12 protein-coding genes are annotated in these 12,477 nt (G+C 70.1%); 4 read left to right on the forward strand and 8 right to left on the reverse strand.

Annotated features, from left to right (window positions below):
* Positions 1-70: 70 nt before the first annotated feature.
* The 7 genes from ACYVNR_RS19785 to rpmH form a co-directional block, all read right to left on the reverse strand.
* Positions 71-1,786 (reverse strand): ParA family protein, encoded by a 1,716-nt coding sequence (locus ACYVNR_RS19785; RefSeq protein ID WP_461050435.1) that lies wholly within the window; start codon positions 1,784-1,786, stop codon positions 71-73.
* Positions 1,787-1,871: 85 nt separating this feature from the next.
* Positions 1,872-2,735: a 16S rRNA (guanine(527)-N(7))-methyltransferase RsmG gene (rsmG, locus tag ACYVNR_RS19790; protein WP_461050437.1), complete on the reverse strand. Its 864-nt coding sequence runs from the start codon at positions 2,733-2,735 to the stop codon at positions 1,872-1,874.
* A 72-nt stretch (positions 2,736-2,807) separates the two neighbouring features.
* Positions 2,808-3,515, reverse strand: coding sequence for a Jag family protein (locus tag ACYVNR_RS19795; RefSeq protein WP_461050439.1), 708 nt, complete (start codon positions 3,513-3,515; stop codon positions 2,808-2,810).
* 95 nt (positions 3,516-3,610) lie between these two features.
* A complete protein-coding gene (gene yidC, locus ACYVNR_RS19800) occupies positions 3,611-4,603 on the reverse strand; it encodes a membrane protein insertase YidC (protein ID WP_045189026.1) in 993 nt (330 codons plus the stop codon).
* Complete coding sequence (yidD, locus tag ACYVNR_RS19805; RefSeq protein WP_458799033.1) at positions 4,600-4,929, reverse strand: membrane protein insertion efficiency factor YidD; 330 nt, start codon at positions 4,927-4,929, stop codon at positions 4,600-4,602. Before yidD ends, yidC begins: the two co-directional genes overlap by 4 nt.
* Positions 4,926-5,276: a ribonuclease P protein component gene (rnpA, locus tag ACYVNR_RS19810; protein ID WP_045189024.1), complete on the reverse strand. Its 351-nt coding sequence runs from the start codon at positions 5,274-5,276 to the stop codon at positions 4,926-4,928. Before rnpA ends, yidD begins: the two co-directional genes overlap by 4 nt.
* Positions 5,277-5,294: 18 nt before the next feature.
* A complete protein-coding gene (rpmH, locus tag ACYVNR_RS19815; RefSeq protein ID WP_010849920.1) occupies positions 5,295-5,432 on the reverse strand; it encodes a 50S ribosomal protein L34 in 138 nt (45 codons plus the stop codon).
* Between the two features lie 544 nt (positions 5,433-5,976).
* On the opposite strand from rpmH, the gene dnaA reads away from it, so the two are divergent.
* The gene (gene dnaA, locus ACYVNR_RS19820; protein WP_461050442.1) at positions 5,977-7,644 is read left to right on the forward strand and encodes a chromosomal replication initiator protein DnaA; all 1,668 of its coding nucleotides are present in this window, start codon (positions 5,977-5,979) and stop codon (positions 7,642-7,644) included.
* A gap of 35 nt (positions 7,645-7,679) precedes the next feature.
* Here the strand turns inward: dnaA and ACYVNR_RS19825 are convergent, their stop codons facing one another.
* Positions 7,680-8,645, reverse strand: coding sequence for an NAD-dependent epimerase/dehydratase family protein (locus tag ACYVNR_RS19825; RefSeq protein ID WP_458799030.1), 966 nt, complete (start codon positions 8,643-8,645; stop codon positions 7,680-7,682).
* Positions 8,646-8,761: 116 nt separating this feature from the next.
* Between ACYVNR_RS19825 and ACYVNR_RS19830 the strand changes: the two genes are divergently transcribed.
* The 3 genes from ACYVNR_RS19830 to gnd all read left to right on the forward strand — a co-directional run bounded on the left by ACYVNR_RS19830 (position 8,762) and on the right by gnd (position 12,463).
* Entirely contained in the window at positions 8,762-9,523 is a 762-nt protein-coding gene (locus tag ACYVNR_RS19830; RefSeq protein WP_461050445.1) for a TetR/AcrR family transcriptional regulator, read from the forward strand.
* A gap of 637 nt (positions 9,524-10,160) precedes the next feature.
* Positions 10,161-11,288, forward strand: coding sequence for a DNA polymerase III subunit beta (gene dnaN, locus ACYVNR_RS19835; protein ID WP_045189017.1), 1,128 nt, complete (start codon positions 10,161-10,163; stop codon positions 11,286-11,288).
* 158 nt (positions 11,289-11,446) lie between these two features.
* Positions 11,447-12,463: a phosphogluconate dehydrogenase (NAD(+)-dependent, decarboxylating) gene (gnd, locus tag ACYVNR_RS19840; protein WP_045189015.1), complete on the forward strand. Its 1,017-nt coding sequence runs from the start codon at positions 11,447-11,449 to the stop codon at positions 12,461-12,463.
* The last annotated feature ends 14 nt before the right edge of the window (positions 12,464-12,477 follow it).

Consider the following 12,477-nt stretch of genomic DNA (forward strand, 5'->3'; position numbering starts at 1 on the left):
GGGTGTTTCACGTGAAACGGGACCGCCACGCGTGTGGCGGTCCCGTTCATCGCGTGAGCGCGGCAGGCAGTCAGGCGTCGCCGGCCGCCCCGCGGTCGGCCAGCTCGCCCGCCGCCTCGAGGTAGGCGAGGGCACCACTGCTGGCTGGGTCGTAGGTCATCACCGTTTCCCCGAAGCTCGGCGCCTCCGAGACGCGGACCGACCTCGGCACCGTCGTCCGCAGCACCTGCTCGGGGAAGTGTTCGCGCACCTCGTCCGCGACCTGGGCCGAGAGGCGGGTGCGGCCGTCATACATCGTGAGCAGGATGGTCGACACGTGCAGCGCCGGGTTCAGGTGACGCTTGACCAGATCGATGTTCTTGAGCAGCTGCGACAGGCCCTCGAGGGCGTAGTACTCGCACTGGATCGGGATGAACACCTCGCTGGCCGCCACCATCGCGTTGACCGTGAGCAGTCCCAGGCTGGGTGGGCAGTCGATGAGGATGTAGTCGTACGAATGACCCTGCTCCACCGCCGCGGCGATCGCCTTCTGCAGCCGCGACTCGCGAGCCACGAGCGACACGAGCTCGATCTCGGCGCCGGCCAGGTCGATGGTGGCAGGCGCACAGTGCAGGTTCTCGACCGTCGAGCACGGCTGCACGACCTCGAGCATCGGGGTGCCGTCCACGAGCACGTCATAGATCGACGGGACCTCGGCGTGGTGGTCGATGCCGAGCGCGGTGCTGGCGTTGCCCTGCGGGTCGAGGTCGATGACGAGCACCGACAGCCCGGCCTGCGCCAGGGCTGCCGCGATGTTCACCGTGGTGGTCGTCTTGCCGACGCCACCCTTCTGGTTGGCCACGGTCAGTACCCGGGGCGCCACCGGCTTCGGGAACGGGCGGCCCGTCAGCTGGATGCGACGGCGGGCGTTCTCGGCCAGCTCCCTCGCCAGGGGGGTGTCACTTCCGGGCGTCGGCAGGGCTGCGACGAGGGCCTCTCGGTCGGCGTGGTCAGCGAGCTGGCGCAGCGTGTCGGCCGATTCGTCCACAACGTTGTCCCCAGCCCGATATGGGCGATTTCCTCGCTCAGAGGTACCGCCTCGGACCGCTTCATCCACCGCGTTGTCCACAGGGCTGCCGTAGGCCTGCTCGTCGGTCGGGAGGCTCCCGGAGACCGCGACGGGTGAAGTCTGCGCGGGCCCCTCACTCGGCGCGAGTGCAGTCTCTCCCGATGCGTCGGCGGTCCGGTCGTCGACGTCGTGCTGGGCGCCGTGGCCCGCTGTCACGTCCCGCTCCGTGTCACTCCCGTCCGCGTCCCGGCCCTCGACCGGGCCCAACTCATCCTGTTCCGAGGTCGCGTCATCCAACTCGGCGGGGGAACCTTGGTCACCGGAGCGGCGGTCTTCGTCGACGCCGTGCTCGATGTCGCCGCGCTCCTCCCGGTCCACGTCGTCGCTTCGCTGGTGCACCGCCAGGGCCTGGTCGAGATCGGACGTCGGGGCCGCAGGGGCAGAACGGTTCTCCGAGGTCGACGAGGCCGGGACGATGACGGAATCCTCGACGACCGGACCCGGATCGACAGGCGTGTCGTCGGTGCGGGATGCGGAGACGATCTCTTCATCTTCTTTCGGTTGCGGCTGTGGTCCTGCGACTGTGGCGGGCTCGACCGTGACGACCTGGGCCTCGGTGTACGCGTTCGTGGGAGTGTCCGTTTCACGTGAAACACCGAGCATGCGAGCCAACCACCCCAGACGTCGGTGCTCGGGCTCCGGGTCGGGTTCACTCGGCCAGCCGAGGTTGGTCGACATCGTCACAGGGAGCGCACCTCCGGTTTGAGGGCCGGCTCGTCCCCACCCGCGGGCGGGGCCGACCATCGAATGGGTCTGGACACGATCATGGCTGATGGCGCCGACGACCGCCCGCTGCCGTGCCGGAGCGTCGCGATCCGCGCGGTCGATCCGCGCGTCGTCGTGCCGAGCCGGCGCTCGAGGGCTGCCGCGACCGGAACCGTCGGCGGTCGACGGCCTCACCGATCGTCGCCCGGAGCACCAGAGTCGGTTCGTCCAGCAGGTCCGCTCCGTACGCCTCGACCTCGGCATCGACGACGCCGAGGCGCGTCAGCGCGGCGCGGCCCTCGTCGAGCTCCACCTGGGCGCGTGAGCCCTTGAGGGCGAGGAGCGCCCCGTGGGGACGGAGCAGCGGCAGGGTCCACTCGGCCAGCTGCACGATCTTGGAGACGGCCCGGGCGGTCACCCACGGCGCATCGAGCTCGTCCCAGAGCGTCTCGGCCCGGGCCGTGTGGACGGTGACGTTCGACACGCCCAGCTGCTCGACCGTGTCAGTGAGCCAGGCCGTGCGTCGGGCGAGCGGCTCGACCAGGTGCAGCTCGAGATCAGCTCGCGCGATCGCCAGGGCCAGACCCGGGAGACCGGCACCGGAGCCCACGTCGATGACGCGCTGCATCTCCCCCGTCACCGGGATCGCTTGGTGCACGACGACGCAGTTCAGGACGTGACGGTCCCAGAGCCGGGGCGCCTCACGGGGACCGATGAGCCCGTGCGTGATCCCGGTGTCGGCAAGGATCGCGACGAACCGCTCCGCGAGCGCGAGGCGGGCACCGAAGACGGTGGTCGCGGCCGCCGGTGTGGGCGGTACGCCTGGCGCCTCAGGCTCGGCCGCCGGGCCGGGCAAGACCGTTCGCCCGGCCACCCCGGTCGGATCGCGAGGCCCGACCGGTTCGGGAGCTTCGTGGCTCACGCGCTCCCACTCCTCAGGTAGTTGGTCCTGCCACGCCTCTCACGAGCCGTGTTTCACGTGAAACGCGATGGGTCAGGCGGGAAGGATGACGATGTGGCGGTGCGGGTCCACGCCCTCGGACTCGGACACGAGCCCGGCAGCGGCCACCTCGTCGTGCACGACCTTGCGCTCGAAGGCGCTCATCGGCTCGAGCGAACGCTTCGTGCCGGACTCCTTGACCTCGGCGATGGCCACCTTGGCCCGCTCGACGAGTGCCGACCGGCGCTGCGCACGGTGACCGGCGATGTCGAGCATGAGCCGGCTCCGCTCGCCCGTCTCGGCCTGGACGGCCAGTCGGGTCAGCTCCTGGAGGGCCTCGAGCACCTTGCCGTCGGCGCCGACGAGACGACGGGGCACCCGGCCCTCGTCGGAGTCGACGATGGCGATGGCGGCGCGGTCGCCGTCCACGTCCACGTCGATGTCGCCGTCGAGATCGGCGATGTCGAGAAGCGTCTCGAGGAAGTCGGCCGCGACCTCGCCCTCGCGCTCGAGCTGGCGCACGCGCGACTTCTTGTCGCCCTTGTCGGCCTTGGCCGTCTCTGCGTCGCCGCCGTCACCGTCACCGTCACCGGCGTCATCGTCGGCGTCATGGTCAGACTCCGACTCGGCAGCCTCCACCGACAGATCCGCGTCACCGGAGACCGGACGCTCGGTGGTGGGCGTGGTCGTGGCTGACGTGGGCTCGTCTCCGGCGGTGAGGTCGGTCGGGTTCTCGGCCTCGGTGGCCTGCGTCTCGCTCATGGTTGACTCCTTCGTTCACCCGGGCTCTGTGGAAAACTCGCGTCTTCGCAGTTCAGAGGCCCAAGAGCAGTGTGGACAAGATTGTGGAAGAACCCTCAGCGACGGTTCTTGGGGGCCTGCGTGCGGGCGCGCTTCTTGCTCTTGGGCTGCTGGCGCTGACCGGCCTTGGGGGCGTCGTCGGGCACGTCGTCACCGGAGTCGAGTCCGGGAACCGTGAGCTCCTCGACGGTCTTTCCCTTGCGCTCCAGGCGCTTGCGGCGGTTGGCCTCGGCCTCGGATCCCGGGGCCGGCATGTTGCGGATGACGTAGAACTGCTGGCCCATGGTCCAGAGGTTCGTCGTGAGCCAGTAGAGGAGCACACCGACCGGGAAGTTGACGCCGGAGATCGCGAAGAAGATCGGCATCAGGTAGAGGAGCACCTTCTGCTGCTTCGCGAACGGGTTGTCGAGCGCCGACGCCGGCATGTTCTTGCGCATCAGCTGGTACTGCGTCGTGAACGTCGTCGCAGACATGAGCACGATGAGCACCGCGGTGAGGATCTTGGTGCTGAGCGGCGAGGTGCCCCCCTGCATGATGAAGGCGTCGGAGAGCCTGGATCCGAAGATGGTCGAGCCCTCGATGGCGCGCGCGACCTCGTTGGTGATCGGCCCGATGCCCGCCTGCTTGCCTTCCGCCTGAGCCCGCAGGTTGTTGAGCAGCTGGAAGAGCGCGAAGAAGAACGGGGACTGGATGAGGATCGGCAGGCAGCTGCTGAACGGGTTGGTGCCCGTGCGGCGGTAGAGATCCATGATCTCCGCCTGCTGCGCCTTCTGGCTCTCGGGGTCGCGCTTGCCCTTGTACTTCTTCTGGATCTTCTGCATCTCGGGCTGGATGAGCTGCATCCGGCGCGAGGAGTGGATCTGGCGGACGAAGAGCGGGATGAGCAGCACCCGGACGACGACGGTGAGGCCGACGATCGACAGCGCCCACGCCCATCCCGCCCAGGCCCCGCTCAGGCCGAGCGTCTCGAAGAGCCAGTGCCAGGCGTACATGACCCATGCTTCACCGAGCTTGATCGGATAGAGCAGGGTGTTGAAGAAGTCGATCAACGTCTTTCCTCTGTCATCGGGTGACCGGCAGGGTGGGGCTCACCCGGTGGCCGGAAGTCTGCGGGGTCCCAGTCGTTGCGCTCGGCCCACGTCATCGGAACGGGGTCGACGCCGCCTGGGTTCCACGGGTGGCACCGGCCGATGCGCCGGGCTGCGAGCCAGCCACCGCGCAGGGGGCCGAACCGCGTGAGTGCCGTGACGGCATACGCGGAGCAGCTCGGGTAGAAGCGGCAGGTCGGCGGCCGCATCGGGGAGATGAGGCGCTGGTAGAGCCGGACGACGAGCACGAACGGGGCCGCGAGCACGCGGTTGAGCGTGGCGCTCACGGGTGGCACACCTTCTCGAGCTGGCGCCCGAGGGCGGTGTCGAGCTCGGCCCAGGTGGCCTGGGCCGCGGCCGGGTTGGCGCGCACGACGAGGTCGAGACCAGCAGGTATGCCGTCCAGCCGGGTCGCGACGCCGGCGCGCAGGCGACGCTTGGTGCGGTTGCGCACCACCGCGTTGCCGACGGCCTTGGACACAACAAAACCGACGCGCGGCGGAAGTTCCGCACGCGCATCGGTCCGGTTGGCATGCACGACGATGAGTCGCCCGCCTGCTCTGCTGGCGCCGGGCCCGCGTACTGCCGTGGTGAAGTCCGCCCGCTCACGCAGTCGGTGACGTGCCGGCAGCACGCCGCGGCCTCCGGCGACTCAGGCAGAGAGCTCGGCGCGGCCCTTGCGGCGACGGGCAGCGAGGATGGCGCGACCGGCGCGGGTGCGCATGCGAAGGCGGAAGCCGTGCGTCTTGGCGCGGCGACGGTTGTTCGGCTGGAAGGTGCGCTTGCTCACGAGGTTCTCCGTAGGTTGCGGGTGCACGCCCGGCGCAGCTGCGACGGGAGGCGCCCGGGGTGGGGCTGGCGGTGGCCGATGCGACCGCAATCGGCAAGCCCAGGGAGGACCGGGAACCGGACGAACCGGGCCCGGGGCCATGGGCATGCGAAAGAGGTCGCAGACACGCTCGGTCAACGATACGGGCGCCCGGAAGAAGGGTCAAACCGGTGGGAGGAGTCGCGCCGATGAGGGCAGAACCGACGATCTTCGAACGTCGGTGGACGATTGCAAGGCGACACGCCGACGACGAGAAAGTTCTCTTCCGGACGTGATTGTCACGGCGGCTCAGCCGGGGTAGGTTTTCGACTTCACGATCCTCGCCCGACCCATGCACAGGCTGTGGACAAACGTGTGGACAACAGGGCATCGTTCACCAAGGCACCGGACGTCCCCAGTCGTCCGACCCGGCACGGTCGAGCTCCCGCTCCGGCCCGCTCGAGTGCGCTCAGCGCCGGGATCGCAACAAGTGCAACGGAATTGAAGTCAGGGGCAGGTGGGTTTGGTGGCCGAGACAGGCGTCGACTACGCGCGGATCTGGCAGCAGACGCTCGGCACACTCGACTCGGGACTGTCGAACCAGGAGCGCGCCTTCGTCCGGCTCTGCCGCCTCGTCGGGGTGCTCGACCAGATCGCGCTGGTGCGCGCTCCCAACACCTTCACCAAGGACTTCCTCGAGACGCGCGTGCGCGAGCAGGTCCACACCGCTCTCGCCGACCAGCTCGGGCACCCCGTCCAGGTCGCGGTCTCGGTCGACGAGAGTCTCGAGACCGACCTCGGCATGATCAGCGACGAGCCCACCGGCCAGGTGAACGACGGCCGCCGCCAGGCCGGCTCCGACAGCAACGGCTCGGCGGGGCATCACAACGGCCTCGCCCAGGGTGGCGCGGCCACCGGATCCGCAGGCTTCGGCAGCCCCGCCCACCCCGGCATCCACCCACAGGCGCACCACGCCCAGCACAACCCGCTGCGCGACCTCGCCGAGAGCGCGCCCGCCCTCAACGGCGCCGACCTCGACGAACCCGCCCGGCCGGCATACCCCGACGTGCAGACTCAGATGGAGCTCGGCCCCGACCCGCTGAGCGGCGGCGAGAGCGGCCCCCTGCGTCTCCAGCAGCGTCCCGAGCCCAGCTCGCCCGGCGACACGCGACTCAACCCGAAGTACACGTTCGACACCTTCGTCATCGGCGCGAGCAACCGCTTCGCCCACGCGGCGGCGGTCGCGGTCGCCGAGGCGCCGGCGAAGGCGTACAACCCGCTCTTCGTCTACGGCGAGTCCGGTCTGGGCAAGACGCACCTGCTCCACGCGATCGGCCACTACGCGCGCACCATGTTCCCGAACGTGCGGGTGCGCTACGTGAACTCCGAGGAGTTCACCAACGACTTCATCAACAGCATCCGCGACGACAAGGCGAGCGCGTTCCAGAACCGCTACCGCAGCGTCGACGTGCTGCTCATCGACGACATCCAGTTCCTCCAGGGCAAGCTGCAGACCCAGGAGGAGTTCTTCCACACCTTCAACACGCTGCACAACGCGAACAAGCAGATCGTCATCACCAGTGACCTGCCGCCGCGTGAGCTGTCCGGCTTCGAGGACCGGATGCGCACCCGCTTCGAGTCGGGCCTGCTCACCGACGTGCAGCCGCCCGACCTCGAGACCCGCATCGCGATCCTGCGCAAGAAGGCGATCCAGGACCGCATGTCGGTGCCCGACGACGTGCTCGAGTACATCGCGACGAACTTCAGCACCAACATCCGCGAGCTCGAGGGGGCACTGATCCGCGTCACGGCGTTCAGCAACCTGAACCGCCAGCCGGTCGACCTGCCGCTCGCCGAGATCGTGCTCAAGGACGTGCTGCCGAACGAGACGCCCAACCAGGTGACCGCGGCGACGATCATGGCGGTCACGGCCGCCTACTACGCGGTGACGATCGAGGACCTCTGCGGCTCGAGCCGCTCGCGCCAGCTCGTGACGGCCCGCCAGATCGCGATGTACCTGTGCCGCGAGATGACCGACCTCAGCCTGCCGAAGATCGGTCAGCACTTCGGCGGCCGCGACCACACGACCGTCATGCACGCCGACCGCAAGATCCGCGAGCTCATGGGTGAGCGCCGCGCGATCTACAACCAGGTCACGGAGCTGACCAACCGCATCCGCCAGCAGTCCCACTGACGGCAGGGGCCGGTCGGCCCCGATGGCGTATGCCGTCAGCGCCGTCGCGCGGCGATGGTGGCGGTGAGCGCGTCGTCCCACGGGGTCGGGGCGATCCCGAAGGTCTGCTCGGTCAGGGCGGAGTCGAGCACGAACGGCCGTTCGAACTGGTGGCGCGTCTCGCGGACCTCGCGCATGAAGGGGACGACGAGTCCGGCTGCGGTTCCGAGCGGGCGGGGCAGAACGCGTACCTTGCGGGGCTTGACGCCGGCGAGCCGCGCGATGTCGCGGGCCGTCTCGTCGAACGTGCGCGGCGCCGAGGTCGGCACGTGCCAGGCCCGGCCCCAGGCGTCATCGCTCGTGTCGCTGGTCGCGACGCGGGCGGCGAGGGCGCCGACGTCGGGGACGTAGGTCCACGAGTGCGCCGCGTCGGCGCGGCCGACCGGCACGAAGGGCGGCCGGCCCGCGAGGAGCGCGTCCAGGATGACGTCGCCCAGATAGCTCGTGCGCGGCGTCGTGCCCGGGCCGAAGTAGTCGCTGGAGCGCAGCTCGGTGACGCGCAGGCGTCCGGCCTCGTGGCGGGCCAGCGCCTCGGCCCACATGTCGGCGCGAATCGCTCCCTTGTGCCCCGCGGGACGCAGCGGGGTGTCCTCACGCATGGGGGAGTCCACCCGGCCGTAGCCGTAGAGGTTGCCGATGATGACGAGCCCGGCGCCCGTGGCCTCGGCCGCGGCGAGCGTGGCGGCCGCGACGGGCGGCCAGTCGGTGTCCCAGGTGAGGTAGCTGGGCGGGTTGACGGCGTTGACGATGCTCGTCGCGCCGGTCGCAAGGCTCGTCAGGCGCCCGGCGTCGCCCGCGTCGGCGGCGACGACCTCGACGGCATCCGGGTTCGACGCCTCCCAGGGACGCTCGACCACCCGACCCGATCGGGACGCGAGCGTGACGGTGTGGCCCTGGGCGACGAGGGCGGCGGTCGTCGTGCGGCCGACGCCGCCGGCGCCGAGGACGAGGTGGTGGGTCATGGCGTCTCCTGGACAGTAAGTGTGAGCACCGCTCACATTCAAAGGGTGACGCACCAGCTCACAGAAATCAAGAGCAGTGCTCACATTTACGCAGCACTTCGTGGCAGGCTGGGCGCATGGACACCGCCGCCCGAGCCGCCCACGCCGCCCACGCCGCCCCCGCCGCGAAGCTCGGCAAGCGCGCCCGCAACCGGCGAGCCGTCGAGGCAGACATCCTCCGCGTCGCGCGCGAGCACCTGGCCACCTCCGGCGCGGCCGGGCTCAGCCTCCGAGCGGTGGCCCGCGACCTCGGCATGGTGTCGTCCGGCGTCTACCGCTACGTCGAGAGCCGCGACGAGCTGCTCACGAGGTTGATCGTGGACAGCTATCTCTCCCTCGCCGACGCGGTCCGGGCCGCGCACGACGCCGTCGACCCCGACGACCTGGGCGGTCGCTGGGACGCCCTCGGTCGCGCGCTGCGGACCTGGGCCCTCGAGCACCCGCACGACTTCGCCCTCATCTACGGCTCGCCCGTGCCCGACTACGACGCGCCCGCAGAACGCACGACCGAGGCCGGGACCGCCGTGATGGCCCTGCTCGTCACCCTGCTCGAGGACGCCCGCTCGGCACGACGTGTGCCCGAGGCGTCCGGACTCGGGATACCCGAGGCTCCCGCGACGGCAGCTCTGGGGGACCTGCTCGCGGATCCGATGTTCGCCGGCACGGGCATCGACCCCGCGATGCTGGCGCAGGGCGTCGCGGCGTGGACCCTGCTCCTCGGGGCGGTCACGAGCGAGGTCTTCTCGCAGCTGGGGCCTCTCCCCGACGCCCCCGCGCTCTTCGAGACGCTGCTCGGCGCGTCGCGCCACCTCGTGGTCACCGACGCTTCCGCGAACTAGTCCCTGCCCGTTGTCGGCACGGCTCCTGCCGCCTGCGTCCTCGGGACGTCCACATCTGTCCACAGTCTTTTCCACACCTGTGTGCACAGCGTGATCTCGCCGTGACCCGCCACTCCAGACGCCGCCGACAGATCCGCCGGAACGTTGTCCACCGGTTGTGGAAAACTCTGTGGAAGCGGAGCCGCTCTCCATGCACAGCTGACTAGTCACCAAGCATGGCAAAGCGGACATATGCCGTCCGCTCCTCCACACCGGCCTGTGGACGGGTGTGGACGACGCCGACCCGCCTGCGGACAAGCTCCCTCCTGGTTGTGGGGACGCTGTGCACCGCCGAAATCCGTCCACAGCCCGCGCCTGGCGCGGCTGTCGGGCGCCCACACCTCGTGCACATCCCTGGAGAGCCCCTGACCTGCGCGGACTCGCGTTGTCCACACAATCCACACCACCTATGACTATGACGAGACTCAAGTCGAGGAGATGAGCCCCGACAACGAGGGTCGGGACGAACGACCACGGGCGGCCGCCCAAACGGGTGATTTCGACCTGTCTGGTCATTCGGGGAGTGTCTGTGGTGTCAGTCACCGGCAGGCACTAGTGTCTGAGCCCCAATGACCTTCCCCGTCGAAGTGAGTGCACCGTGAAGTTTCGGGTTGAGCGAGACGTCCTGGCCGAGGCCGTGACCTGGGTGGCCCGTGGCCTGCCGGCCCGCCCGCCGGTCCCCGTGCTCGCGGGCGTGCTCGTCGACGCGAACGAGGACGGCACGCTCACCCTCTCCGCGTTCGACTACGAGGTGTCCGCGCGCATCACGGTGCCGGCCGACGTCGCCGAGTCCGGTCAGGTCCTCGTGCTCGGCCGTCTGCTCGCCGACATCTCGCGCAACCTGCCCAACAAGCCGATCGACGTCAGCACCGACGGCACGAAGGTCAACGTCGCCTGCGGCTCGTCCCGTTTCGCACTGCGCGAGATGCCCGTGGCCGACTACCCCACGCTTCCCGCGGCCCCCGAGACGAGCGGCACCATCGCGGGCGACGTCTTCACCCAAGCCGTCGCGCAGGTCTCCATCGCCGCCGACAAGGGCGACACCCTGCCGATCCTCACCGGCGTGCGCATGGAGATCGACGGCGACAAGGTCACCCTGCTCGCCACCGACCGCTACCGGCTCGCGATGCGCGAGCTCACGTGGAGCCCGTCCGCCACCGACGCCAACCACGTCGCGCTCATCCCGGCCCGCCAGCTCTCCGACACCGCCCGCGCGCTCGGCGCCTCCGGCTCGGTCGAGCTCGCGCTCGGCCACGGCGGCGACGGCCTCATCGGCTTCGAGGCCGGCCAGCGTCGAGCGACCACCCGACTGCTCGACGGCGAGTACCCGAAGGTCACCTCGATCTTCCCCACGTCGGTGGACACCGAGGCGGTCGTCGAGACGGCGGCCCTCGAGGAGGCGGTCAAGCGCGTGGCGCTCGTCGCCGAGCGCAACACCCCCGTGCTGCTCAAGTTCACCGACGGCCAGGTCGCGATCGAGGCCGGCACCGGCGACGACGCGCAGGCCTCCGAGGCCGTCGAGGCGACCCTCAACGGTCCCGACATCCAGATCGCGTTCAACCCGCAGTTCCTGCTCGACGGCCTGCACGCGGTCGGCACCGCCTGGAGCCGGCTCAGCTTCACCCAGCCCAGCCGGCCCGCCGTGCTGACCGGGCAGGCCGAGGCCGACTCCGAGCCCGACAGCAGCTACCGCTACGTGCTCATGCCGGTGCGCTTCGCGAGCTGAGCCGCCGTCGCCGACGTCGCCCATGGCGTACGCGATCGGTTGCGGGCGGAGGGCCACCCTCCACCCCGTGGGCGCCCTGCCGTCCGCACGGCGGCAGGCGTAGCCTCGAACCGCGCCACCAGATCGACCCCCGTCCTCCCGTCAGAAAGGCTCGCGACATGCAGCTCGGTCTCATCGGTCTCGGCAAGATGGGCGGCAACATGCGCGAGCGGTTGCGCCGCGCCGGTCACGAGGTCGTCGGGTTCGACTTCAACCCCGACGTGCGTGACGTCGGTTCGCTCCCCGAGCTCGTCCAGGCCCTCGAGGCACCCCGCGTCGTGTGGGTGATGGTCCCGGCGGGCGAACCGACCCGCCAGACGGTCGCCGAGCTCGGCGGCCTGCTCGAGCCGGGTGACCTCGTCATCGACGGCGGCAACTCGCGCTTCACCGACGACTTCGAGAACGCGAAGCTGCTCGGCGAGAAGCAGATCGGCTACGTCGACTGCGGCGTGAGCGGCGGCATCTGGGGCCTCGACAACGGCTACGGCCTGATGTGCGGCGGCGACGAGAAGTGGGTCGAGAAGGCGATGCCGATCTTCGACTCCCTGCGTCCCGAGGGCCCGCGCGAGGAGGGCTTCGTCCACGCGGGCGAGGTCGGCGCCGGGCACTACACGAAGATGGTCCACAACGGCATCGAGTACGGCCTCATGCACGCGTACGCCGAGGGCTACGAGCTGCTCGAGAAGAAGGACATCGTCAAGGACGTCCCCGGGGCGTTCAAGGCGTGGAGCCGCGGCACCGTCGTGCGGTCGTGGTTGCTCGACCTCATGGTCAAGGCCCTCGAGGACAACCCCCACCTCGACGACGTGTCCGACTACACCAACGACTCGGGCGAGGGTCGCTGGACCGTCGAGGAGGCCATCGCGCTCGGCGTTCCGATGCCGGTCATCTCGGCCTCGCTCTTCGCCCGTTTCGCCTCGCGCCAGCCGAGCTCGCCGACCATGCAGGCGGTCGCCGCACTGCGCGGCCAGTTCGGCGGCCACCAGGTGATGACCATCGCCGAGGGCGAGCAGCTGCGTCGCAAGACCGGCGACGAGGGCTCGACCCACCCGGCGCCCGCCCCCGAGCAGCCCGGCTCGGCGGCGCACGACGCCGCGAACGCCGGGCCCTCCTCGGGCACCGGCTCCACCTCCTGACCTCCCGTGGCGCG

Source organism: Terrabacter koreensis (assembly GCF_054783315.1).

What these genes read in the sequence shown, in the direction of transcription:
- ACYVNR_RS19785 (WP_461050435.1), bottom strand. Translation starts at nt 1,786, where the DNA reads ATGTCGACCAACCTCGGCTGGCCGAGTGAACCCGACCCGGAGCCCGAG.
- gnd (WP_045189015.1), top strand. Translation starts at nt 11,447, where the DNA reads ATGCAGCTCGGTCTCATCGGTCTCGGCAAGATGGGCGGCAACATGCGC.
- ACYVNR_RS19795 (WP_461050439.1), bottom strand. Translation starts at nt 3,515, where the DNA reads ATGAGCGAGACGCAGGCCACCGAGGCCGAGAACCCGACCGACCTCACC.
- ACYVNR_RS19825 (WP_458799030.1), bottom strand. Translation starts at nt 8,645, where the DNA reads ATGACCCACCACCTCGTCCTCGGCGCCGGCGGCGTCGGCCGCACGACG.
- ACYVNR_RS19830 (WP_461050445.1), top strand. Translation starts at nt 8,762, where the DNA reads ATGGACACCGCCGCCCGAGCCGCCCACGCCGCCCACGCCGCCCCCGCC.